The 22300-nt window shown below is 68.6% G+C and carries 23 protein-coding genes; 11 read left to right on the top strand and 12 right to left on the bottom strand.

What is annotated here, in order from left to right:
* Positions 1-110: 110 nt before the first annotated feature.
* The gene (locus ACYVIP_RS27515) at positions 111-680 is read right to left on the bottom strand and encodes a TetR/AcrR family transcriptional regulator (protein ID WP_460401416.1); all 570 of its coding nucleotides are present in this window, start codon (positions 678-680) and stop codon (positions 111-113) included.
* An 89-nt stretch (positions 681-769) separates the two neighbouring features.
* On the opposite strand from ACYVIP_RS27515, the gene ACYVIP_RS27510 reads away from it, so the two are divergent.
* The 3 genes from ACYVIP_RS27510 to ACYVIP_RS27500 are packed head-to-tail and all read left to right on the top strand — an operon-like array spanning position 770 to position 3188.
* Complete coding sequence (locus ACYVIP_RS27510; RefSeq protein WP_460401414.1) at positions 770-1774, top strand: ketopantoate reductase family protein; 1005 nt, start codon at positions 770-772, stop codon at positions 1772-1774.
* Entirely contained in the window at positions 1771-2976 is a 1206-nt protein-coding gene (locus ACYVIP_RS27505; protein WP_460401412.1) for a cytochrome P450, read from the top strand. The genes ACYVIP_RS27510 and ACYVIP_RS27505 overlap by 4 nt, the downstream gene beginning before the upstream one ends.
* Positions 2977-2993: 17 nt before the next feature.
* Positions 2994-3188: a ferredoxin gene (locus ACYVIP_RS27500; RefSeq protein ID WP_460401410.1), complete on the top strand. Its 195-nt coding sequence runs from the start codon at positions 2994-2996 to the stop codon at positions 3186-3188.
* Between the two features lie 13 nt (positions 3189-3201).
* Here the strand turns inward: ACYVIP_RS27500 and ACYVIP_RS27495 are convergent, their stop codons facing one another.
* From ACYVIP_RS27495 to ACYVIP_RS27475, 5 genes are read right to left on the bottom strand one after another with little or no spacing between them, the layout of a single operon-like run.
* On the bottom strand, positions 3202-4020 hold the full coding sequence (locus ACYVIP_RS27495; RefSeq protein ID WP_460401408.1) for an NAD-dependent epimerase/dehydratase family protein: 819 nt from the start codon (positions 4018-4020) through the stop codon (positions 3202-3204).
* A 15-nt stretch (positions 4021-4035) separates the two neighbouring features.
* The gene (locus tag ACYVIP_RS27490) at positions 4036-5070 is read right to left on the bottom strand and encodes a TRAP transporter substrate-binding protein (RefSeq protein WP_460401406.1); all 1035 of its coding nucleotides are present in this window, start codon (positions 5068-5070) and stop codon (positions 4036-4038) included.
* 22 nt (positions 5071-5092) lie between these two features.
* Positions 5093-6385 carry a TRAP transporter large permease gene (locus tag ACYVIP_RS27485; RefSeq protein WP_460401404.1) on the bottom strand — a complete coding sequence of 431 codons (1293 nt, stop codon included), beginning with the start codon at positions 6383-6385 and terminating at the stop codon, positions 5093-5095.
* Positions 6382-6903 (bottom strand): TRAP transporter small permease, encoded by a 522-nt coding sequence (locus ACYVIP_RS27480; protein ID WP_460401402.1) that lies wholly within the window; start codon positions 6901-6903, stop codon positions 6382-6384. The genes ACYVIP_RS27485 and ACYVIP_RS27480 overlap by 4 nt, the downstream gene beginning before the upstream one ends.
* Positions 6900-8048: a hypothetical protein gene (locus ACYVIP_RS27475; RefSeq protein ID WP_460401400.1), complete on the bottom strand. Its 1149-nt coding sequence runs from the start codon at positions 8046-8048 to the stop codon at positions 6900-6902. Before ACYVIP_RS27475 ends, ACYVIP_RS27480 begins: the two co-directional genes overlap by 4 nt.
* A gap of 138 nt (positions 8049-8186) precedes the next feature.
* Between ACYVIP_RS27475 and ACYVIP_RS27470 the strand changes: the two genes are divergently transcribed.
* Positions 8187-9125, top strand: coding sequence for a LysR family transcriptional regulator (locus ACYVIP_RS27470; protein WP_460401398.1), 939 nt, complete (start codon positions 8187-8189; stop codon positions 9123-9125).
* 29 nt (positions 9126-9154) lie between these two features.
* Here ACYVIP_RS27470 and ACYVIP_RS27465 read toward each other — a convergent pair whose 3' ends face one another.
* Entirely contained in the window at positions 9155-9478 is a 324-nt protein-coding gene (locus ACYVIP_RS27465; RefSeq protein ID WP_460401591.1) for a winged helix-turn-helix transcriptional regulator, read from the bottom strand.
* 149 nt (positions 9479-9627) lie between these two features.
* Between ACYVIP_RS27465 and ACYVIP_RS27460 the strand changes: the two genes are divergently transcribed.
* Positions 9628-10272 (top strand): NAD(P)-dependent oxidoreductase, encoded by a 645-nt coding sequence (locus tag ACYVIP_RS27460; protein ID WP_460401396.1) that lies wholly within the window; start codon positions 9628-9630, stop codon positions 10270-10272.
* A gap of 267 nt (positions 10273-10539) precedes the next feature.
* Here ACYVIP_RS27460 and aroQ read toward each other — a convergent pair whose 3' ends face one another.
* Complete coding sequence (aroQ, locus tag ACYVIP_RS27455) at positions 10540-11079, bottom strand: gamma subclass chorismate mutase AroQ (RefSeq protein WP_460401394.1); 540 nt, start codon at positions 11077-11079, stop codon at positions 10540-10542.
* A 413-nt stretch (positions 11080-11492) separates the two neighbouring features.
* On the opposite strand from aroQ, the gene ACYVIP_RS27450 reads away from it, so the two are divergent.
* The 3 genes from ACYVIP_RS27450 to ACYVIP_RS27440 all read left to right on the top strand — a co-directional run bounded on the left by ACYVIP_RS27450 (position 11493) and on the right by ACYVIP_RS27440 (position 14080).
* Positions 11493-12581 (top strand): hypothetical protein, encoded by a 1089-nt coding sequence (locus tag ACYVIP_RS27450; RefSeq protein WP_460401392.1) that lies wholly within the window; start codon positions 11493-11495, stop codon positions 12579-12581.
* 20 nt (positions 12582-12601) lie between these two features.
* Complete coding sequence (locus ACYVIP_RS27445) at positions 12602-13333, top strand: nucleotidyltransferase family protein (protein ID WP_460401390.1); 732 nt, start codon at positions 12602-12604, stop codon at positions 13331-13333.
* A 72-nt stretch (positions 13334-13405) separates the two neighbouring features.
* Positions 13406-14080, top strand: coding sequence for an HAD family hydrolase (locus ACYVIP_RS27440; protein ID WP_460401388.1), 675 nt, complete (start codon positions 13406-13408; stop codon positions 14078-14080).
* On the opposite strand, the gene ACYVIP_RS27435 is transcribed toward ACYVIP_RS27440, so the two are convergent.
* From ACYVIP_RS27435 to ACYVIP_RS27425, 3 genes are read right to left on the bottom strand one after another with little or no spacing between them, the layout of a single operon-like run.
* A complete protein-coding gene (locus ACYVIP_RS27435) occupies positions 14031-14849 on the bottom strand; it encodes an MBL fold metallo-hydrolase (RefSeq protein WP_460401386.1) in 819 nt (272 codons plus the stop codon). The genes ACYVIP_RS27440 and ACYVIP_RS27435 overlap by 50 nt on opposite strands.
* A 28-nt stretch (positions 14850-14877) precedes the next feature.
* On the bottom strand, positions 14878-15075 hold the full coding sequence (locus ACYVIP_RS27430; protein WP_460401384.1) for a hypothetical protein: 198 nt from the start codon (positions 15073-15075) through the stop codon (positions 14878-14880).
* 45 nt (positions 15076-15120) lie between these two features.
* Positions 15121-17121 (bottom strand): alpha/beta fold hydrolase, encoded by a 2001-nt coding sequence (locus ACYVIP_RS27425; protein ID WP_460401382.1) that lies wholly within the window; start codon positions 17119-17121, stop codon positions 15121-15123.
* Between the two features lie 159 nt (positions 17122-17280).
* On the opposite strand from ACYVIP_RS27425, the gene ACYVIP_RS27420 reads away from it, so the two are divergent.
* From ACYVIP_RS27420 to ACYVIP_RS27410, 3 genes are read left to right on the top strand one after another with little or no spacing between them, the layout of a single operon-like run.
* The gene (locus ACYVIP_RS27420) at positions 17281-18480 is read left to right on the top strand and encodes a sensor histidine kinase (RefSeq protein ID WP_460401380.1); all 1200 of its coding nucleotides are present in this window, start codon (positions 17281-17283) and stop codon (positions 18478-18480) included.
* Complete coding sequence (locus ACYVIP_RS27415) at positions 18477-19160, top strand: response regulator (protein WP_460401378.1); 684 nt, start codon at positions 18477-18479, stop codon at positions 19158-19160. The genes ACYVIP_RS27420 and ACYVIP_RS27415 overlap by 4 nt, the downstream gene beginning before the upstream one ends.
* A gap of 55 nt (positions 19161-19215) precedes the next feature.
* On the top strand, positions 19216-21153 hold the full coding sequence (locus tag ACYVIP_RS27410) for a hypothetical protein (protein WP_460401376.1): 1938 nt from the start codon (positions 19216-19218) through the stop codon (positions 21151-21153).
* Here the strand turns inward: ACYVIP_RS27410 and ACYVIP_RS27405 are convergent, their stop codons facing one another.
* Complete coding sequence (locus tag ACYVIP_RS27405; RefSeq protein ID WP_460401374.1) at positions 21154-22299, bottom strand: hypothetical protein; 1146 nt, start codon at positions 22297-22299, stop codon at positions 21154-21156.
* Position 22300 lies beyond the last annotated feature (1 nt).

Genomic DNA, 22300 nt, shown 5'->3' with positions numbered 1-22300 from the left:
AACGCCTGCCGGAAGGTGTGGACGGCGGCCCGTGCCACGGCGCGTAGCTCGGTGGACCATCGTGATCTCTGGCGGCACCGACGGGATGGGCCGGGCCGTCGCCCGCCCGGTCACCGCGGGCGGCGCAGTCCGGCCAGTACGAGGGTGATGACATCGTCGGCCTCGGTCCGCCAATGGGCGCGGTCATGGGCCGCGCCGATGCCGTGCAGCGCCATCATCACGGCACCGGCGTCCACGTCGTCGCGAACGGTGCCGTCCCGCACGGCGGCGGCCACCAGGTCGGTGACCGCCTGCTCCAGCGCCTGGCCGCCCTCGGCGAGGACACCCGAGCGGTCGGCCATGAGCGTGGCCAGCGTCCGGGCCAGGCCCACGTGGGCAGCGATGTGGTCGACCATGCCGCGCAGGAAGCTCGCCAGGGCCTCCGCCGGGGGCAGTGTGGCCCGCAGCTGGCGGGCGCGGTCGCACAGCGTGGCGACTTCCCCGTGGTAGACCGCCTCGGCGAGTGCCTCCCGGGTGGGGAAGTGGCGGTACAGCGTGCCGGTGCCCACCCCGGCCAGGCGGGCGAAGTCATCGAAGCGCAGGTCGAAGAAGTCGCCGGCGTCGAAGACCTCTCGTGCCTTGGCGATCAGGACATCGCGGTTGCGTTGGGCATCGGCCCGCAGCGGCTTGTCGGCGGTCATGCGCTACCTCGCGTTGACAAATGGAGATGACCTCCATATCTTGAAAGTGGAGATGACCTCCAGATCGATCGTACCCCATGAGGTGCAGCATGAAGATCCTGATGTTCGGACGTGGCGTGATCGCCACCATCTACGGCTGGGCACTGCACCAGGCGGGCCACGACGTCGAGTTCTACGTCCGGCCGGGCCGCGCGGCGGCGTACGGGGACACGGTGGACCTCGACCTGTTCGATGTGCGGCGCCGAGTGTGGGGGCAGCGCGTCGCCGAGAAGTGGCCGGTGCGTTACCGCGAGACCCTGGAGCCGGACCACGACTTCGACCTGATCGTGCTCAGCGTGCCGCACCACCGGCTCACCGAGGCGACGGCCTTCCTGACCCCGCGCCTCGGACAGGCCACGGTCCTGGTCTTCGGCAACCTCTGGACCGAGCCGACGGCCGCGGTCGGCGCCCTCCCCCTCGACCGGATCGCCTGGGGCTTTCCCCAGGCCGGTGGCGGTTTCGACGCGGCCGGCGTGCTCCGTGGGGCACTGCTGCCGGCGGTCGTCTTCGGCACCATCGGCCAGCCACCGACCGACCGGGAGTGGGCCGTGCGCCAGGCGTTTCGCGAGGCCGGGCTCCGGATCAAGGAGCGGCCCGACTTCCGCGGCTGGCTGTTGATCCATTTCGTGTTGGATGCCGGCCTGTTCTCGCAGGGCCTGCGGCTGGGTTCGCTGTCCGAGTTGGCCGGGTCGACGAGCGACTTCCGCGAAGGACTGCTTGCCGGCCGCGAGCTGCTGCCGCTCCTCGAAGCACGCGGCGTCGACCTGCGACGCCACCGGGGCGGTGCGCTGCCGTTCCGGGCGCCAACCTGGCTGACGGCCTCCGTGCTCGCCTGGCTGACCGCCCATGTCCCGCCGATACGCGTGAACTTCGCGGCGCACGCCGACCCCACCGCCGAGGAACCACGGGAGGTCTGCCGGGACACCCTCGCCGAGGCACGCCGGCTGGGTATCTCGGTACCACGGCTGGCAGCGGCGGAACCGTACTTCGCCCGTGAGGGAGCTCGCCAACAGCCGCTGCCGCCTGTCCGTGACGTCGTGGAAGGAAAGTCATGACCACCGCCGAGAAGCACGAGTTCCCCCTGGCCCGTACGTGCCCGTTCACGCCGCCGCCGGCCTACGACGAGATCCGCGAACAGGAGCCGGTCTCGCGGGTTGGGCTGCCCGACGGCGGACGGGCCTGGGTGGTCAGCCGCCACGAGGACGTGCGAACCGTGTTGAACGACCGGCGGTTCAGCGCCGACCGGCAGCATCCGGACTTCCCCGCGCTGGTCGAGGGCGAGGCGGCGACCCGGCGGCCGGACCAGGAGCGCTTCCTGATCGCCATGGACCCGCCCGAGCACGGGCCGGCGCGTAGGGCCGTACTCGGCGAGTTCACGGTGCGCCGGCTGGCGGCGCTGCGGCCGCGGATCCAGCAGATCGTCGACGGGCAGATCGACGCGCTGCTGGCCGGGCCGCGGCCAGGTGACCTGGTGGAGTCGCTGTCGCTGCCGGTTCCGTCACTGGTGATCTGCGAGATGCTGGGCGTGCCCTACGCCGACCATGAGTTCTTCCAGGAGCACACGGTGAAGGTGATCAAGCAGTCGACGCCGCCAGCGGAGCGGCAGGCGGCGATGGTGGCCATCCAGGGCTACATGGCCGACCTCATCGCGGCGAAGGAAGCGAACCCGCCGGACGACCTGCTCGGGCGGCAGATCGTCAAGCTGCGCGCGGAGGGCACCTACCGACGGCCGGCGCTGGCCAGCATGGGCCTGCTGTTGCTCGTGGCCGGCCACGAGACGACGGCGAACATGATCTCGCTGTCGACCGTGGCGTTCCTGCGCAACCCGGACCAGCTCGCGATGATCAGGGCCGACCCGGGCAGAACGCTCAACGCGGTCGAGGAGATGCTGCGGTACTTCACGATCATCGACGTGGCGACGGCTCGACTGTGCGTCGAGGACATCGAGGTCGGCGGGCAGCTGATCCGCGCGGGCGAAGGCGTGCTGGCGCTCGGTCATTCGGCCAACCGGGACCCGCGGGCGTTCGAGAACCCCGACGAGCTCGACATCGCGCGTGGCGCGCGCCACCACGTCGCGTTCGGGTTCGGGCCGCACCAGTGTCTTGGCCAGAACCTGGCTCGGATGGAGCTGCAGATCGTGTTCGACACGCTGTTTCGCCGCGTCCCCACGCTGGAGCTGGCGATGGCTGTCGACGAGCTGCCGTTCAAGGACGACGCGAACATCTATGGCCTGTACCAGCTCCCGGTGACCTGGTAGCGGAGGAGGACAGGGCCATGAAAATCGTCGCGGACACCACCAGGTGCGTCGGTGCCGGACAGTGCGTGCTCACCGAGCCCGACCTGTTCGACCAGCGCGAGGACGACGGCACCGTCATCGTGCTGCGCGAGACACCGGAGGGCGAGCTGGTCGAGAAGGCCCGCGAAGCGGTGCACCTGTGCCCTGGCCAGGCCCTCTCCCTGGCGCAGTGAGCCCGACCAGCGCTCACTGCTGATGCTCGCCGAGTGGGGTGAAGCAGAACTTCCCGCCCAACAGGGTCTGCTCGGGCGCCTCGGGATCGCCGTCGAAGTTCGCCAGGACCTCCTCGGCGTAGACCTCCGAGTCGTCCCGAGGGTGGTAGCCGATCTCGTTCCCGGCCGCCAGCGACCACCAGCGACGGGTGTTGGCGGAGATGCCCCACACCACCCGGAAGCCGGGGTTCGGCGTGGACAGGCAGGCTTCGAACAGCCGCGCGCCATCCGCGGGCGACAGCCACGTCCACAACGACCGCGGATCCCACGGCTTCTCGAAGCACGAGCCGATGCGCAGGCAGGTCACGTCCATCCCGAAGCGGGAGTGGAACAGGCTGCCCAGCGCCTCGACGGCCACCTTGCTGAAGCCGTAGTAGGTGTCCGGCCGGGGACCGGAATCGGCCGCCAGCCCGTCCTCGGGTGCCTCGCGCTGTTCGTAGAACCCGACCGCGTGATTGCTGGAGGCGAGCACGACGCGGTTGACGACCGCGTCGCGCGCGGCCTCGAGGACCACCCTGGTCCCGTCGACGTTGGTCGACAGGATGTCGGGCCACGGCGCCTCGACGCTGACCCCGCCAAGATGAATGACCGCGTCGACCCCGGTGCAGGCGGCGCGCATCGCCTGCTCGTCGGTCACCGAGGCGGTGATCACCTCCACGTCCTCGCCCGACGCGGGCGGATCCGGAGCGACCACGTCGACCAGGCGCAGCACTCGGCCCTCCCGGGCGAGCCGAGTCCGCATCATGCGCCCGACCCCACCGTTCGCTCCGGTGATGAGGATGGTCTCAGCCATGCCGTCGGTTTCCTCTCACTCGCGCAGTTCGTCGATCTTGTCGAGGTACTCGGCGAACTCCTCGCCGTGCTTGTCGATGACCGGCTGCGCGGCCTCGCGCCATGGCTCGAGGTCGTCGATCTCGGTGATGGTGACGCCCTCCTCCTTCAGCGCCGCCATGTCCTTCTCGACTTGTTCGTCCCACTTCGTGCGCTGGAACTCGGCGGCCTCGGCCGCGGCCTCCTCAATGATCGCCTGGTCCTCTGGCGAGAGGCCGGCCCAGATGTCCTTGTTCATCACGAGGAGCTCGGCGACTCGCATGTGCTCGTCGAGGGTGAAGTTCTTGGCGACCTCGAAGTGCGACGCGGAGACGTAGCTCGGTGCGTTGTTCTCCGCGCCGTCGATCAGTCCGCTCTGCAGCGCGCTGTACACCTCGCCGTAGTCCATCGGGGTCGGTGAGCCGCCAAGCGCCTCGATGAAGTCGATGATGACCTGGGACTCCTGGACGCGGATCTTCAGTCCTTTGAGGTCGTCGGGGGACGCGACGGCCTTGTCGGTGGTGTAGAAGCTCCGCGCGCCCGGATCCATGTAGGTCACCCCGTGGAACCCGGCGTCCGCCAGCCCGTCGAGGAGCTTCTGGCCACCGTTCTCGTCCTCGAGGAATCGCCACAGGTGGTCGGCGTCGTCCCAGATGTAGGGGAGTCCGAACAGGCCCATCCCGGAGGCGAACTCGGTCATGGGTGCCGAGCTCACCCGGGTGAGCTCGATCGAACCCAACTGCACCTGCTCGATCGCGTCCGACTCCTCGCCGAGTTGGGCGCCCGGGTACACGTCGATGCTGATCCGGCCGTCGCTCTTCGCCGCCACCAGTTCGGCGAACTTCTCGTCGCCAAGCGTGGTCGGATATCCCTCCGGATGTACTTCGGCGAGTCGCCAGGAGTGCTCCGCACCGCCGTTTCCGCCCCCGTCGTCGCCACAGGCGGCGAGCACCAGCGACAGTGCGGCCGCGAGACCGACGACCCGCGTCCTCCGGCGCGACCGCTTCGGCGTCACCGTTCGTGGTGTTCTCATGGAACTCACCTTTCGCGAATCTCTATTGCCCGAAGAGGCTCGGCAGCGCCAGCGACAGGCTGGGAATGAAAGTGATGAGCAGGAGCACGGTGATCATCGGGAGCAGGAAGATGGGCAGCGTCCTGGCGACCTTCTCGATCGAGGTCTGGCCGATCGCGCAGCCGACGAACAGGACGTTGCCGACCGGCGGGGTGATCAGGCCGATGGCCAGGTTGAACACCAGCATGATCCCGAACTGCACCGGGTCCATGCCGAGGCTGGTCGCCACCGGCAGCAGGATCGGGGTCATGATCAGGATCAGCGGCGCCATGTCCATGACGGCGCCGAGAGCCAGCAACAGCAGGTTGACCAGCAGGAGGATGACGATCTTGTTGTCCGACAGCTCGAGCAGTCCCTCGGTGACCATCGCCGGCACCCGGAGGAAGGCCAGGAAGTAGCCGAACGCGCTGGCCGCGGCGATGATGAACAGGACGACGCCGAGGGTGCGGACGGTCTTGCGAAGGATCGGGATCATCGCTGCGATCGGGATGTCCCGATAGACCACGAACGTCAGGATGAAGGCGTAGACGCAGGCGATCGCGGCCGACTCGGTGGCGGTGAAGATGCCGGTGAGGATGCCGCCGAGGATGATCACCGGCATCAGCAGGCTGAGCAGCCCGTCGCCGATGATCTTCGGGATCTGCGAGATCGGGACGGTCTCCTCCTTCGGGTAGTTCCGCTTCAGCGCGACCACGAAGGCCACGATCATCAGCGATGCACCCAGCAGGAGCCCGGGCAGGATGCCCGCGGTGAACAGCGCGCCGATGGAGACCCCACCGGCCGCCATCGAGTAGATGATCAGGTTGTGGCTCGGCGGGATCATCACCGCCTGCGCGGCCCCGGAAATGGTCACCGCGACCGAGTAGTCGGTGCCGTAGCCCTTCTTCTTCATCATCGGGATCGTCACCGAGCCGACCGCCGACACGTCGGCGACCGACGATCCGGACAGCGCGCCGAAGAACGTGCTGGCACCGATGTTGACCATCGCGAGACCGCCGCGCAGCCGGCCGACGAAGAGCATCGCCAGGTTGATCAGCCGGCGGGAGATGCCGCCGGCGCCCATGATCTCGCCGCCGAGGATGAAGAACGGGATCGCCAGCAACGCGAACACGTCCAGCCCGGAGACCATTCGCTGGCCGACGATGATCAGCGGGACCCCCAGGTAGAAGGCCTCGAAGACGGCGGCGAGCGCGAGCGCGAGTGCGATCGGCACGCGCAGCGCGATGAGGATGAGGAAACTGCCGAGCAGGATGGCGATGGCGAGGGGATCGGTCATGCTGCCCCCTCGTTCCGGGCGTCGTCGAGTGCCTCTTCGGTCTCTTCTCGGAACCGCGCGGTGTCGACACCGGCCAGCCGCAGGACCATGTAGAGCACGATCATGAACCCGGCCAGGGGCATCGCGACGTACAGCACGCTGCGGGGGAGTCCGGTGCCGGGCAGGGTCGCGTGCCGGGTGTCGGCGACGAACTGGCTGCCCTGGACGATGAGGTACAGGCCGAACAGCACGACGAGTCCGATGGTCAACCACTCGACGCCGCGGCGGAGCGGTTCGGGGAAGCGGTCGACGATGAAGGTGATCGCGATGTGCGAGCCTTCGCGGAAACCGATGGCCGCCGCCAGGAACCCGATCCAGACCAACAACACCCTGGCCGTCTCCTCGCTCCAGGTCGGCGAGTCGGCGAGGATCTCGCGACTGAACACCTGCCAGAGCAGGATGAGGACCACCGCCACCAGACACGAGACGGTGAAGCCTTCGAACGCGGCGTCGATGCCGCGCCAGATGCGTCGGATCACGAACTGCCCACCGCCGTTCGGCTGGCTTCGGCGAGCATCGGCAGCCGGTCGGGGCCGGCGAGGCCGAGGTGATACAGGTGGAACTGCTCGACGCCGGCATCGCGGAGCGCACGCACGTGGTGCCCGAACTCGTCCGGTCTGGTTGGCGGTAACGCGGTGACGTAGGCCCCGGGCGTCGCCCGTCCCGCGACGGCTTCGGCCAGCCGGGCCGCGTTCTTGACCGAGGACGCGCCGGTGGCCCAACACTGTGCGACCACCACGTCGGCGTCGTCAGGTGCGGCCGGGGTGAGTCCTGGCAGGGCGCCGGTCTCCCAGGGGTCGGGCTGGGCGTGCAGGATGATCCGCAGGGACTGGCCGCCGGCGGTGCGGGCCGCCAGGATGGCATCGGCGCGCAGGGCGTCGGTGGCGGTGTGCCGGACTTCGAGCAGCGTTCGCAACCGGTCCGGCGATGGCCGGCTCGTCGCACCCCGGCTCGTGGCGGCACGCAGGTCGGCGATCACCGCGTCGGCGTCGAGACCACGGTCGGTCCAGGCCTTCCGGCAGGCGCGGCAGCAGCAGATCGACAGGAGCCGGCGCGTCTGGTCGTCGTAGGCTCCGTCCGTCTTCTCGTGGTGGCCGCCGTGTTGGATACCGAGCTGCCCGCAGGCCTCGAGGACGATCTCCGAGCTCGGGGTGTCGCGCACCGCCTCGGCCACCAGCGTCGCGGTGTACTCGCGGACCTCGTCGGACCGCGGACAGAGCGCATACGGGTAGGGCTCGTCGAAGCAGTTGACCACCGCGAGGTCGGGGTTGGCTTCGCCGAGTCGCGTGGAGTGGGTCAGTACCGTCCACGCGGCCACCTCGAGTCCGGCATCGGTGAGGAGGGTCGCGGCGTTGCCGAACGGGTCCGGGTCATCGACCCACGCGGCCTCGGCCGGGACCAGCCGGCGGCCGGCCCAGATCTCGGCGCGCACCGGACGGTAGAACGCCGAGCTCCGCGCGTTGACCAGTCGCCGGATCGGGTGAAACGGGGTGGCCGCCCGAGTCGTGTGGTACGCCGCCGCGAGGGCCACCGTGGTCACCCCGAGCCGTTTCACTCGGTCGGCGAAGCCCGGGTCGCCGAGCACGTCCCAGGGATAGGCGTAGCCGACGACGTTCGCAGTCACGGGTCACTCCTGGTGATGGGGCAGGGCAGGCACTGTGATACCGCTTACGAATGCTGGCAGGTTCAGCGATGCTTGCGCAAACCTCATATCGAATCATGCGATGCTCTCAAGGTATGAACTCTTGATAGCGTGACCCGCATGGCCCCCGTGACACTCGACCAGGTCCGATGCTTCATCGCAGTGGCGGAGGAACTCCATTTCGGACGCGCCGCCGAACGGCTCGCGATGACGCAGCCGCCACTGAGCCGGCAGATCCAGAAGTTGGAGACCGCGGTCGGCGCGACCCTGCTGGAGCGCAGCAACCGCGCCGTGGCACTCACGCCGGCCGGCTCGGAGTTCCTCGAGGACTCCTATCGGATCTTCAACGCACTGGACCAGGCCGTCGCGCACGCCCGACGAGTCGAGTCCGGCTCCGCCGGCACGGTGCACCTCGGTTTCACCGCGGCCTCGGCGCTCCGCTTCCTCGGTCCGCTCCTGGTCAGCCTGGGAAAGGACCTGCCGGACGTGGAGGTGATCCTCCACGAGCGGGTCACGGGTGGGCAGGTGGACGGGATCCGGCGTGGCGAACTCGACCTCGGCCTGGCGCGGCCGCCGTTCGACACCACGGTCCTGTCCTCACGGGTGGTCGCCAGGGAGCCGCTGTACGCCGTCCTGCCGGCGGGCCATCCCCTGGCGTCCGTCGAGGGACCGCTCGGCCCCGAGGACTTCGACGGTCTCCCGATCATCAGCTACCACCCGACGCAGGCGGGCTATTTCCACGAGCTCACCGTCCGGTTCCTGGTCAACGGGCACTCCCACATCGTCCAGCACGTCCAGCAGATCCTCACCGCGATGGTGCTCGTCGCCGCGGGCGAAGGGGTGGCGCTGGTGCCCGCCAGTGCCACCACGCTCGGCGTCCCGGGCCTGGTCTACAAGCGGCTCAACGACCTCGAGGGCGGGCATCCCGACAGCGATCCCTCCCGGCCGGTCGAGCTACACGCGATCTGGGCGCGCGGTGGATTCACCCCGCTGCTGCGGCAGGTCCTGCATCACGTCCAGGACGTGGCGTCCCGCCAGGATGATGCACTCAAAGCATGACCGGATACCCAGCAGGTGTTGCGAGTGCATCAGTGCCCCTCACGCTCCGCGCGGTCGTAGGCCTGTTGCGCCGCTGACACGACATCGACGTTGGCGAGTGACCACTGCCGCAACGTGTGCAGGGGTTCGCGCAGGCTGTCGCCTGCTTCGGTGAGGGTGTACTCGACCCGGACCGGGACCTCGGGGTGGACGGTACGGCGGACGAGGCCGTCCCGTTCGAGGCCGCGGAGGGTCTGGGTGAGCATCTTCTTCGAGACGCCCTCGATGCGCCGGTTCAGCTCCGAGAAGCGGGCGCCGCCGTCGGCGAGTGCGCCCACGACGAGCACCGTCCACCGGTCGCCGATGCGATCCATGATGTGGCGGGTCGGGCAGTCCGCGCGGTAGGGGCTGCCGTGGAGCACCGGCCCGGCCTGGGGGGTTACCACAAAGTGCCTTCTTCCCGTTGGCGAGTCGCTCTCCTACGGTAACCGGGGACGTCCCCAATTGCGGAGGAAGGTAACTCGTGTCTCGCATTACCGTCATCGGTGGCACCGGATATGCCGGTTCGGCCATTGTCGCGGAGGCCGCCGCTCGCGGCCATCAGGTCACCTCGCTCAGTCGCGCGATCCCCGAAAAGCGAATTCCGAACGTGACGCACGTCAAAGGCGACGTCACCGACGAGGCGACGCTCGTGGGGCCCGTCCGGGACGCGGACGCCGTCGTGGGCGCGATCGCTCCGCGTGGCCAGTTGGCCGGCGTCTTCCGCGACGCCTATCGCACCATCGCGCGGCTGGCCGACGCCGAGGGCGTGCCCCTGTTCATCGTCGGCGGCGCCTCGTCGCTGCGCCCGGCACCTGGGGCGGACCGCTTCGTCGCCGATCTCAGCCACATCCCCGCGGAACTCCACGACGAGATCCGCGCCGGAGCGGCGCTTGTTCTCGAAGACCTCCCCGCCGCGCCCGCGTCACTCGACTGGGTGTTCGTGAGTCCGGCACTCAGGTTCGGCGCGCGAATGCCCGGCGAGCGGCTCGGCCGATACCGGCTCGGTGACGACGTCGCGGTCGACCCCGAAGGCGGCGCGATCTCCGCGCCGGACTACGCCCTCGGTTTCGTCGACCTGATCGAGAAGGGCGAACACCACCGGGCACAGGTCAATCTCGGCTACTGAGCGGACAATTCCCGCGGCTTTCCCGGACCATTCTGTCGGCACCCGTTGGCCAGTTGCTCGCCGCGATGCTGGGTCGGCGCGGCTACCGCTTCCTTTGCTTCGGCCGCCGAGGACGCGGAGGTCTCCGCGCTCGTCAGCCGCGTGCGCGAGCGTCTCGCCGTGGTCGGCGACATCCATGCCGAGCCGCCGGCGCGCGCTATTTGTCCCAAGTGGACTCAGGCTGCTCCGGACAGCAGTGCTGGTGGGTGTGGGCGTCGCGGGTTGGAGTCAGGCGCACAACGGCCGGATCGCGCCCCACAGTGCGCGCTCGTGCAGCCGGTCGAGGCCGTACTGGTGGTCGGTCTTCGTCTCGGCGAGGACGAGTGCGACCGCGCATCGTGGTGTCGGGCGACGGAGGTCCTCGGTGGCCGCCAGTTGGTCGATGAACTCGACGGTGATCCGGTCCAGTTCGGGGCGTACCTCGGTGGCCAGATCGGGGCGTTCGGTGGGCGCCAGTTCCGGATGTCGGGTCCATCGGTCGTACAAGTCCCGCTGCACGACTTTGCTCATCTCGATCTGCGCGCGGAAGAACTGGACGGCGTCTGGCGCGTCGATGCCCGCTTCGGCGGCGAGCGTCGCGGCTTGGCCGAGCACCTGCTGCTCCCGTACCGGGTCCTCGATCGGCGTGGCTGTGCCGAACTTGGCCGCGGCGACCATGTCCGCGAGCAGGATCCGCTCGGCGGCCAGACCCACCACCGGTGTCAGCCCGTCACCTGACGGCGCGGCCGCGGCGGGCAGCGCGCCGCCCGCCAACAGGCCGCACAACATCACGGTAGTGAGCGCGGCCCGCGGCGAAGATGGGCCAGTGGTTCTGGGGGACACTCGAATCCACCTTTCTCGCGATGGGTGATGACTGTAGTTCGGACGCCATAATCTGGCGAAAGATCATCATGCTCGTCGCCGGTGGCGGCCGTTCCGATGGTGGGCCGCGCCTGCGGTTCTCTGATTACGACCGGTTGAAAACGCGACTTGCCGCAGCCCCTGCCGTCTATCCGTGGTTGTTCCGATTAATCCGGAGTAACCGTCCACAATTTGTCCACTTTGCCGGCGGTTCGCCCTCCGAGTCGTGGCGGCAACACTCGATCGGGTGAGCTATTCTATGGTCCATGTCTGCGACCGAGGCGGCAGCAAGCCCGCGTCAGATCTACGACGTCAGCGTCAGGTGCTAGGGGCGGTGTATCGTGCTGTACGACCCCGGCGCGACCGCGACAGTCGTGAGTCTGGCTGTCGGCCTCGTAGTGAACGTCGTGGTGGCCGCTCTCTTTGCGCAGTCTGGAAAAGCGAACTCGCCGCGGCCGCTTTCCAGACATATTGCCTTGGCCTTGAGCTATCTGGCGTTGCTGCCGATTGTCGTCAATCTCGTTCCTGCGTCGATCCTCCCATCTCGGGCCGCCGCCATTTTTGTCACGCTGGCCTTGGTGACGGCGGTGTTGGGAGTCCATGTTTCGTGTGTCACGGTCATCAGATCGAAAAAGCAGCGGGAGATTCACGGGCGCGACATCATCGAGGCCGAGAAGCAGATCAGTGATCTGCGGCTGGAAATTGCTCGTGAAGAACGCGACGGACCACTTTCGGCCGACCCGATCGCGCGTAGAAACGTCCCCAAGGATGCCGTCCTGGCGCGCACGGTCTCGCACACCACGGTATCCGGGTATCGCGCCGCGATTGCCGAGCTGGAGGCCACGGCGGGTGAGTTTTCGTTTATTCAACATCGAATATCTCCATATTTCAAGACCAGCGGAGGAATCGATGACGTCGCGCGGATCAGATATGGCGAGGGTAGTCCTGACGCGGATGACTACCGATACAGTCAGACGAGTCGGAAGAAGTCGTTCGCGGCGCACCTGGCTGCGGGGAACAGGTTGCGCGAGATCTATCCACGAGACAAGATCACGCTCTATGTGAAGACGGGGGCGTTGGCGCCGAAGATGTGGCCGATGAAGCCCAGCGAGGTGGTTGCGTCCCTGGTGAACTGGAAGCACGCGCTGGAGACCTTCGACTCGTACTTTGTCGGGATTGCCGATGAAAAGGTCCCGCTCAAGTACCACATCATCGACCAGGAAGTCGTGATCCTGCATGAGCCGATCGGGCGCGGCGATTCGCACCGGCTCAATTCGATCTTCATCTACGGCGCCGAAAGTGCGCGCCCGTTTGTTGAGGACTTCGAGTTGCTGTGGTCGCTGATACCTTCGGAGTGGCGGTCCACTGTTTCGGTCGCTGCTTGGATTGAGAACGAGCTGATCCCGCTTGCGCAGAAAAGGAAGGTCTAGTGACTCGGTCCCGAAACTTGGTGGGCGCGATTCTTGCCGGCGGTTCTGGTTCAAGAATTCGGGGCTTCAGTGCTCGGCAGAAGCCGCTGGTAGAGGTGTTGGGTCGTCCGGTCATCGACCACACGATGGTCGCCATGGCGCGGGCAGGAATCGACGAAATATTTGTCGGGACGGGCCAGGCGAATGTCGAATTGCTGCGGCACCTTCGGTCTACCTTCCCGGCTACCGAATTTGTCGCCGTTTCCACGGACGGCTGTGGTGGGACCGGGGACGCTCTCCTGGTGCTCCTGGAGTCCATACCTGAGTCCGACGTCTGCGTGGGGACCGCCGACACGGTACTTCGTTCAGGCGCGATCAAGCGGATGATTGATGCGGTGAGCCACCCGGTGGCCGGACGAATAGGTCACGTACTGGCCACCCGATTCATCGCGGATGAGGATCCGATCTGGATCGAGGCGTCACCTGACTCGCGGGTTACGAGATTCAGCAAGGGCGGAGAGGCTGCGCACCTCGTGTTCGCCAACATCAGGTGGTTGTCCAGGGAGGCGGTAAGGCGAGTGCGGGCGGCAGCGGCCGCCGAGGTATTTGCCGGGGAGATTCGGGCCTCCGTTGTCATGCGATTTCTGATGGACAGCTCGCCTGGGATCATAACCTACAGCGTCGAGGATCCGGTTTTCGATATCGACCGAGGTATCGATGTCGAGGTCGCCGAGGAGTGGGTAAGGAGTCATCCGGAGAAATGGAACCAATAGCCCTGGGGTGTGCCGTGCGAAAGGGAAGCGATGGAGACGGCTTTTTCACGGCTCGCGGCCACAATTCTGCACGTGGGCGGTATCGCGGTGGTCGGCTTTGATCTGGGTGGAACGCTGTTCGACAGAACCCCCTTGCATGTCCGCTCAACGGCACGTGCACTGGGAGTCGATGACGCCGCCGGCTTGGCCGAAGTGGACCGGCTCGTTCGCGAAGAGCTGCGCGTGGGGTCTAATTCGAACACCTGGTTACCGAGAATAGCGCACTCGTTGGGTGCGGCGGTGTCGAATTTCGAGGTGGCGCTGCAGGCCAAGCGCCGCGAACTGGCAGCCCTTCAGCGAACAACGCGTATGGCGGCCGAGGCAGTGGAACTCCTGATCGTGATCGGCAGGAACCTACCTGTCCGGATCGTGAGTCAGGGTCATGTCGATGAAACTCGGGACCTGCTCTCGCGATCATTTTCTGCGGCTGGTGGATCTGCGGCCGATATCCTGGTCCTTGGTCGCGACAATGATACTGACGGGATCGCCAAGGTTGACCTGCTCCGCGCGGCGTTCTCGGGCTTCGCCCCCGGCGAGTGCCTGTTCGTCGGGGATTCTCTCAATGATGCCGGTTCCAGTGCGGAACTCGGTGTGCGGTATATTGAGTTCTCGCCTTTTCGGTCCTGTTTCAGGTCGCCGGCCACAACGGATGCCTGCTTCAGTTCTCGCGTTGAAGCTGAACCGGCGATCGGGTCAAGGGATCGATGAGGTCGATGCCCGCTGCGGAAAACGATTCGTGTGCTCTTGTTCGGAAATCCGTGTCGGCCCGGTAGTGGTCGGGGAGATGGTAGGGCAGCACGGTGGACACGCCGGCGGCCTTGGCCAGTTGGAGGGCATCGTGGAAGGTGCTGTGCCCCTTGTCGTGCGCACTCGAACGGTCCTCGGGCGATGATCCTTCGGCGAAACACTCGGCGATGAGCAGGTCAACCCCCTGGAAGAAGCGCGGATCCTCCTCGGTGGGTCGGCTGTCGGCCTGATAACCGACGAGGGGGCCGGTCGGTGTGTCCAGTCGTGCGGACAACCCTGGAATCTTGTGATGTATCGGTAGAAACGTCAGCGACAACGACTCGGTGACGGCGAAATCGTTTCCTTGTTCGGCTTCGTGCCAGTCGATCGCGAACTTCCGGTCAGGATACTGGATGGCGACCATGTCGCGTAGTCCCTCGGCGGTGACCACGTCCGCGATGACCTGGACGGGCTGCGCATCGGGATTGTCCTTGCCGAGCAGGGACTGACGGGTGAAGATCAGGTTCGCGAATCCGCTCGAATGATCTGAATGCAGATGAGAAATGAACACGTGGCTCACCGTGGACGGGTGTATGGACGCCGCGCGAAGGCGTCCGACGGGGTCGACCCCCACGTCCAGCAGCAACGTCTCGGCCGGGGACCGCACGGCGAACGAACTCGTCGGACCGGACCACGAATTCGACCAGAATCCCAGTGTCGAAACAGTGACCGTTCCCGACGTGTCAGACATTGAAGTGCCCCCTCGTTGGGTCGCGGTGTCAGCCGTTTCCACGCCCACCTCGCGCGCCCCAAACGATCGCCACCAGGCCGGCGACCGCCACCACGGCACCGATCGCCAGCCACGTCGGCGAGTTCGACATCCCGCTGCCGCCGAGGACCCCGACTCCCTGCAACGCCCAGACACCGCCGACCAGCACGGCCGCCAGGCCAACGATCACCGACACACGACTCTTCATCTGGTCAGTCTTGTCCGTGCCGGCCCCGCGCACCAGCGGGCCTGCTCAGGTCGCGGCTGAGGTCAACGCCTCCGCGGGTGACGAGTCCCGCACGATGTCCAGGACGAGCACGGCGAGGTTGGCCACCGCCGCCGCACCGACGAGGGCGGTCGGCACGCCGAGCAGCCCGTCGGCCGCGTATCCGCCGAGCAACGCCCCGAGCAGCGCGCCGCCCAGCGCCACGGCCAGCCCACGCCGTCGCCTGCTGGGCGTCCAGGCGCGGTCCGTCCAGGCGAGGAAGACCCCGAGCCCGATGGCGACACCCATCGAGACGACCACCAGGTACCGGCTGGCGATGAACGTGGCCGGGGACAGGGTCCGCACCACCAGCACGGCCAGCAACCAGCCGCCAAGGCCCAGCACGACCGGCGCCAGCGTGCGCAGCCAGACGCGAGCCTTGGGGCCGAGACGTCCCCGGCGGCGAACCCGGCGCGCCAGCACACCGAGCAGCACGATGGCGACCAGCGGGAAACCGACCAGCGCGCCCAGGATGAGCCAGGCGATCGTGGACCAGCTGAGGAAGCCGGGATCGAAGTCGACCGGACGGTTGTCGTAGCCGGACGGGTCGACCTTCCCGTCGTCGAAGAACGCCGTCAGCAGCTGCTCGCTCGCTTCTGGCTGGTAGGCCCAGAAGTCGGTGTTGTGCCCGAGCTCTGGCAGGAGCACCTGGCGCCCGTTGGGCAGTTCTGGCAGCAACTCCGTGCCGGCCACCTGCCGGGGCGTGGAGAAGTCGACGGTGCCGCCGACGAGCAGCGTCTCGACCTCCGACCGGCGCACCTGTTGGTAGGCGGCGTCGTCCGGGCTCGCCGGCCAGGCCTGGGGAACCTCGCCGCCGGCCCAGAGGTAGTCGCCGCCCGCGTTGCCCAGCACCGAGCCGGGGTCGCCACCGGACCGGTAGTACGCCGTCACGGTGTCGTTGTCGATGGCGGTGAACGCGGTGAACTCGCCCCATACGGCCATCTCCGGGAACATCAGGTCAGCGACCGTCGACATGGCCCACAACCCGCTCGCGTCGCCGTCGGCCGAGGACAGCCACGCGTCGAACGTCGCCGGCGCGTACAGCGGGGCGGCCGCGTCCGTCGCGTGGAACATGCCCCACATCGAGGCCGCCAGGACGTTGCCGTTCTTGATCGGCAGGAACATCCAGCGGTCCGGCAGGTTCGCCGCGGTGGCGCGCATCGAGCCGACGAGATCGCGGGTGCGGGCCGAGCAGCTGTCGTCCCGTGCGCACAGCGTCGCGTAGTAGTCGAGCTGGTCATCGGTGATCTTCGGGTCCCACAGGAAGTGGCCGGGCGGGTTCACGCCGATCATCGCCGACCGGTGGAGCACCTCGGGGTGGCGCCAGGAGTAGATCATCGCCGTGCGGGTGCCCGCGCTCGTGCTGATCAGGTTGATCTTCCGGTACTCCAGGGCGGTGCGCGCGGCCTCCATGTCGTCGACCCGCTGCGCCAGCGAGTAGCCGTCGAGGTCGATGCCCTCGTCGGTCAGCCTGCGTGCGCACAGCCGCAGCGCGTCGCCGCGCCTGCGGAACGACTCCTCGCCAACGAGGTCGGCCGACTTGCGCAGCTCCGCGGTCACCTCGGGGCAGTCCAGGGTCGTCGACCCGTCGACGCCGCGGTAGCCGACGAGGACCACGTCGTGGCGTTCGGTCAGGCGGCTCGCCTGCGGGAAGGACATGTTCGTGGCGCCGGGCCCGCCGGTGAGGCGGAAGACCGGTTCTGCCGGGTTGGCGCCGGTCGCCCGGATCCGCGTGACCGGCAACGCGATCAGCTTCGAGTCGGGCGCGCGCCGGTTCTCGGGGACCACCAGCGTGCCGCAGTCGGCGGCCAGCGTGCCGGCCTCGGTGTCGTAGGTGCACGGCGTCAGGTTCAGGTCGCCGGCCCGCGCGTCGTCCGGCACGGCCGTCGTCCCTCCGCCTGGCAGTCCTATGTAGACAAGGCCGAGCAGGGTGAGGCCGACCGCGGCGAGCGCCGCGATCCTCGGCCGGGTAAGGCCCACAATTCGCATACTTCGACTTCCTCACAGGGGATCGATGCTCACCAGGTACGAGCATCGGCGAGCGGAACGGTAGGGCGCGCGCCGCGCGCCGGTCGTCATACCGCGCTGGGATCGGGTGTCCCCCTGGGGAGTGACTACCGGTCCGCCGGTCACCGGCAGAATGCCCGCATGACCAGTCGCGCGGTGGAGATGGGTGGCTCCCTTGCCCGCCGGGTCTTCGGGCAGGACGTGTCGAGTTCCCTGACGCGCCAGTCGGTTCTGGTCGCGGCGGCGTGCCTGGTGACCGACGCGGTTGGCTTCGTGACCAGGGGCCCGGCGCACCTCGGCACGTTCGAGGTGCTGGCCCTGCTCGGACTTGTCGCCGCGGACGCCGCGCTCGCCACGTCGCCTCGGCACTCCGGCTGGGTCGCGCTCGCGCACGCCTGCCTGACCCCGGTGCTGGCGCTGTTCATGCCGGGGCGCAGTGCCAGTTCGGCCGGTCAGCTGGTCTCCGCGTACCGGGCGGGCGCCTGGTTGCGGCGCTGGCCCGCCGGTGGCGCGCTGCTCGCGCTCGCGTTCGGGGTGCTGGCGTCTTTGTGGATCGGTGGGGTGACCGACGTTTTCGCCATGGTGACCCTGACGACGGCCAACTCCGCGTTGCCGTGGCTGGTCGGCCGCTACACCACCGCGCGTAAGGCCTATGTGGACGAACTGCGCCGCCAGCGGGAGAACTCGCTGCGCGACGCCGAGGCCGAGGTGAACCGGGCGGTGGCCAGGGAACGCGAGGCGATCGCGCGTGACCTGCACGACGTGATCTCCCACCACGTCAGTGCGGTCGGCGTCCATGCCGCGGCCGCCAGGATGAACATGGACGACCGGGGCGTCGGCCCCGTGCACACCTCGCTGGTCGCGGTCGAGGCGTCCAGCCAGGCCGCGATGGTCGACCTGCGGCGGCTGCTCGGCCTGCTGCACGAGGACGACGAGTCGAGCCAGCCGGGGATCGGCGCGCTGCCTGAGCTGTTCGACGGCATCCGGTCCGCCGGGCAGCGGGTGACCTTCGTCGTCTACAACGAGCCATGCCCGATACCCCACGCGGTCGACCTCACCCTGTACCGCGTGACGCAGGAGATGATGACCAACGCCCTCCGCCACGGCGACGGCACGGCGGTCCGTGTGGAACTCGACTACGGCGACGAGTACGTGTCGATCACCGCCCGCAACCCGATCGCCGCCGCCCCTGGCGGTTCCCCGAACCACGGCAGCGGTCGAGGCCTGGCGGGCATCAGGAAACGCGTCGAGCTGGTCGGCGGGTCCTCGACCTTCGGCCCCGCCGGCGACGGGCAGTACTGGGAGACCAGCGTGACGGTGCGCACCGGCGGCGGATCATGACCCTGCGGATCGTGATCGCCGACGACCACGCGATGTTCCGCTCCGGCCTGCGCGCGGTGCTGGACGCGCAACCGGACATGAGTTGCGTCGCCGACGTCGGCGACGGTCACAGCGCTGTCGACGCGACCCGCGAACTGCACCCGGACCTCGTCATCCTCGACGTGCGCATGCCCAAACTGGACGGCATGGCGACGGCCCGCGCACTGAAGTCGTCGGGCAGCCAGCACCTCAAGGTGATCCTGCTGACGACGTTCGATGCCGACGACTACGTGCGCAACGCACTGGCCTGCGGGGTCGACGGGTTCGTGTTGAAGAGCATGCCGCCAGAGGAGCTGGTGACCGCCGTCCGGATCGCCGCCCGGGGTGGCACCTACCTCGACCCGTCGGTCACCCGCCGACTCGCTCCCCGACTGGCCGACGCGCTCACCCCGACCGCGCCGGCACGGAAGCCGGCGCCGGGGACCGACCGGCTCACCGCCCGCGAACACGAGGTCTTCCTCCTCATGGCCGCGGGCTTCTCGAACACCGAGATCTGCGACCAGCTGTACGTCGGCGCCCAGACGGTGAAGACCCACGTGTCGCGCATCCTGGCCAAACTCGGGCTCCGGGACCGCGTGCACGTCGTCCGCTTCGCCCACCACCACGGACTGATCGCGCCGAACGACACCTCAGGACTGTGAATTCACGGCGGATTCTTCGCTAGGCTCGCTGATCGGGCTGACTGGGAGGATCGGGATGACGGTGATGCAGCAGTTGCCGCTGCCGCCTGGGGAGTTTGTCGACCGGGACCCGTTGCTGGCGTGGATGAGCGAGCGGTTCGACGCGGCTCGGCTCGCTGGCCGGTCGGCGTATCTCGCGTTGTACGGCCCGGCCGGCGTGGGGGTGCGCAGTCTGGTCCACGAGTGGTATGCCAGGCACCTCGACGGTTTTCCGGACGGATCGTTGCGGGTGCCGCTGAGCGATGCCGTTGCCGGTGGTGGCGGTGACGCGCTGGTCGCCGAAGCGCTCGCCGACGTGCTCGCCGAACTCGGGGTGCGCCGGGATGACCTGCCCTCCTCGGTGGAGGCACGCAAGAACATGCTGCGCAGCCGGACGCACTCCCGACGCCTCCTGCTGGTGCTGGAAGAGGTCGACAACGCCGCGCAGGCAGAGCATTTCCTGTTGAACTCCCCGGGGTCGGTCGTCGTCGTGATCTCGCGTTCCCGGATTCGCCGGCTGGATCTGCTGGGCTTCGAGGCCAGGCCGGTCGAGCCGCTGGCGGAGCGGTTCGGCCTGGAGCTGTTCGACCGGGTGCTGGGCGCGGGGTGGCACCGCGAGGCGCGGGTGGCGCCCGAGTCGGTGGCCCGGGTGTGTGGCGGGTACCCGTTGGCGATCCGCGCCACCGCCGCGCAGATCGCGAGCACGCCGGCGTGGGAGGTCGCCGACCTGCTCCGTGACCTGGCCGGCAGGGGTCTCGGCGCGTTGGACCCGGAGTCCCAGGAGTACGTGCGCGACAGCTTCGACCGCGCGTATCAGCGGCTGGACGCCGACCAGGCTCGCGCCTACCGCCTGGTGGTCGGGCTGTACCCGGGTTCGACGGTCTTCGTGGACGCCGCGTCGGTGCTGCTGGACCAGTCGGCGGACACGGCCAGGAAGCTGCTGGCGGGCCTGGTCACCGCGCAGCTGCTCACCCGGGTGAGTGCCGACGGGTTCGAGTTCCACGACGTGGCGCACTGGCACGCGCGCGAGCGCGCCGAGTCGGACGAGCCGTTCCCGCACCAGGTGATCGCGGTGGAGCGGCTGGTGCGCTGGTATCTCGCCCAGACCATCCGACGGGACGGCGTGCTGTCCGACCGCCCCCGGCTCGGCCCCGGCTACGCGGTGCCGGAAACCGTGGACGTGTCGCGCGAGGAGGCGTTGGACTGGTTGGAGCGCCGGCGCGGGAACCTGCGGGCCGTGGTGGCGCTGGCCGAGCGATTCCAGCTGCCGGATGTGGTCTGGCAGCTGTGTGAGGCGCTGTGGGGCGTGTACCACCTGCACGGGCACTACGAGGAGTGGATCACCACGCACCGGATGGGGGTGGAGGCGGCCCTACAGCTCGGGGATTCCCGCGTGCGGATGCGGATGACCTCGCAACTGGGTTCCGCGCTCATCGGCGTTGGCGAGCTGGATCAGGCCGAGGAGGCGTTCTCGGTGTCGCACCAGTGCGCGGTGGCGGCGGGCGACGCCGTGGGCGCGCAGAGCGCGTTGGAGTGGCTGGGCAAGATCGCGACCGGCAAGGGACAGTTCGACCTCGCCATGGACTACTACGCCAGATCGTGGGACGTGGCCGCGTCGACCGTTCCCGAACCCCTGCGGCCGCGCATGTTCGCCCTGCTGTGGTTGCAGCGCGCCAGGACCATGCTCCGTGCCGGTGATCTCGACGCCGCCCGGCAGGCCGCCGAGCAGGCGGTCGCGTACTTCACGGGTACCGCCGAGTCGGACAACCTGGCCAAGTCCCTGTTGGTCGTGGCCAGGTCCGCGGGCGGTGACCAGGCGGCCGCCGGTCCCGCACGCCGGGCCGCTGCCCTGTTCCGGCAGGACCGGTCGGTGCGCGGCGAGGTCGAGGCGCTGGAGATCGTCGGCGACCTCGCTCCCGACGAGGCGGATCGCCTTCGCCAACTCCGCGAGGAGCTTGATCCGGCCACCCCGTAGTCAGTCGAGGGTGGTCAGGGAGACGGTGCCGATCGGTCCCGCGTCCGCCCGGACCCGCAGCGAACGTGGTGGCGTTCCCCGGCCGCCGTGCGAGATCCACAGGTACAGGGCGGAGGCCGCGACCAGCGGGTCCAGGTCGGTGACTCTACAGTGGACGGTCACGCCGTCCTTGACGCGCACCAGGCACGTGCCGTCCGCCGGGAGCGACGCCGCCAGCGCGCTGAACGGGTGTCGCTCGAAGGCGTGGTTCAGCCAGCCGGGGTCCTGGCCGTGGCGGAAGACGATGTCCGCGTTGCCGCGGACGGCGGGCAACGGGTGGTCCGCGGCCGCGACCAGATGAGCGTCCGGCAGCCGGGGACGTGGGGTGGACCGGCCGATGAGCGCGTCGGCCGGATGACGCGACAGGCTGATGACCCCGTCGGCGGTCGAGGTGCCCGACACCCGGACGCCGACACCGCCCCGGGAACCGCCGGCGTGGGGGAGGGGCAACAGGGGAACCGGCACCGGACCGAACGGCTCCGGGATGCCCAGGGTGTCGTAGCAGAGTTCGCGGAGTCGGTGCGCCGACTTCCCTGGCATGGAGCTGACCAGGGACGCCACCTGGCGGTGGTGGCCGTCGGTGTGGTGGTTGACGGTCTCGTCGATCTGGTCGCGAAGCGGGCGGTTGCGGTCGAGCAGCGGCGCGCGGGCGCCGAGCGCGTGCACGGCGGTGTGTTCGGCGATGTCCTCGTCGGGGAAGGCGGCGAGGAGCACCGGACGGTTGATCGCCGCACCGTAGGTGGTGACGGCGCCGTGGTCGCCGACCACCACGTCCGCCGCGATCAGGGTCGCGGCCCAGCCCTCCTGCGGTGGGATGAGGATCAGGCCGGCCCGCAGACACGCCGCCAGCCAGGACCGAACCTGCGCCGGACCGTGTCCGAACCAGATGTGCGGGTGCAGCACGGCGGCCACCCGGTAGCTGTCGACCGGGAGTTCCGCCAGCAGTTGCCGGAGCAGGTCGGGCCAGGAGCCGAACAGCGACCGTTCCCACCACGTCGACGACACGACGACGAACGTGTCCTGTTCGCCGACGCCGAGGGCCGCGCGGTAGTGGGTTCGCTCGCCGAGTGAGGCGAGGAGGCGATCGAACCGCGGGTCGCCCGCCACG

The sequence above is a fragment of the Actinophytocola sediminis genome (assembly GCF_054779715.1).
Note: the sequence above shows the minus strand (reverse complement) of the source record. Positions and strands in the feature narration are given on the sequence as shown.

Coding starts and splice junctions, on each gene's coding strand:
- ACYVIP_RS27515 (WP_460401416.1), bottom strand. CDS start 680: ATGACCGCCGACAAGCCGCTGCGGGCCGATGCCCAACGCAACCGCGAT.
- ACYVIP_RS27510 (WP_460401414.1), top strand. CDS start 770: ATGAAGATCCTGATGTTCGGACGTGGCGTGATCGCCACCATCTACGGC.
- ACYVIP_RS27505 (WP_460401412.1), top strand. CDS start 1,771: ATGACCACCGCCGAGAAGCACGAGTTCCCCCTGGCCCGTACGTGCCCG.
- ACYVIP_RS27500 (WP_460401410.1), top strand. CDS start 2,994: ATGAAAATCGTCGCGGACACCACCAGGTGCGTCGGTGCCGGACAGTGC.
- ACYVIP_RS27495 (WP_460401408.1), bottom strand. CDS start 4,020: ATGGCTGAGACCATCCTCATCACCGGAGCGAACGGTGGGGTCGGGCGC.
- ACYVIP_RS27490 (WP_460401406.1), bottom strand. CDS start 5,070: ATGAGAACACCACGAACGGTGACGCCGAAGCGGTCGCGCCGGAGGACG.
- ACYVIP_RS27485 (WP_460401404.1), bottom strand. CDS start 6,385: ATGACCGATCCCCTCGCCATCGCCATCCTGCTCGGCAGTTTCCTCATC.
- ACYVIP_RS27470 (WP_460401398.1), top strand. CDS start 8,187: ATGGCCCCCGTGACACTCGACCAGGTCCGATGCTTCATCGCAGTGGCG.
- ACYVIP_RS27465 (WP_460401591.1), bottom strand. CDS start 9,478: ATGGATCGCATCGGCGACCGGTGGACGGTGCTCGTCGTGGGCGCACTC.
- aroQ (WP_460401394.1), bottom strand. CDS start 11,079: ATGTTGTGCGGCCTGTTGGCGGGCGGCGCGCTGCCCGCCGCGGCCGCG.
- ACYVIP_RS27435 (WP_460401386.1), bottom strand. CDS start 14,849: ATGTCTGACACGTCGGGAACGGTCACTGTTTCGACACTGGGATTCTGG.
- ACYVIP_RS27430 (WP_460401384.1), bottom strand. CDS start 15,075: ATGAAGAGTCGTGTGTCGGTGATCGTTGGCCTGGCGGCCGTGCTGGTC.
- ACYVIP_RS27425 (WP_460401382.1), bottom strand. CDS start 17,121: ATGCGAATTGTGGGCCTTACCCGGCCGAGGATCGCGGCGCTCGCCGCG.
- ACYVIP_RS27420 (WP_460401380.1), top strand. CDS start 17,281: ATGACCAGTCGCGCGGTGGAGATGGGTGGCTCCCTTGCCCGCCGGGTC.
- ACYVIP_RS27415 (WP_460401378.1), top strand. CDS start 18,477: ATGACCCTGCGGATCGTGATCGCCGACGACCACGCGATGTTCCGCTCC.
- ACYVIP_RS27410 (WP_460401376.1), top strand. CDS start 19,216: ATGACGGTGATGCAGCAGTTGCCGCTGCCGCCTGGGGAGTTTGTCGAC.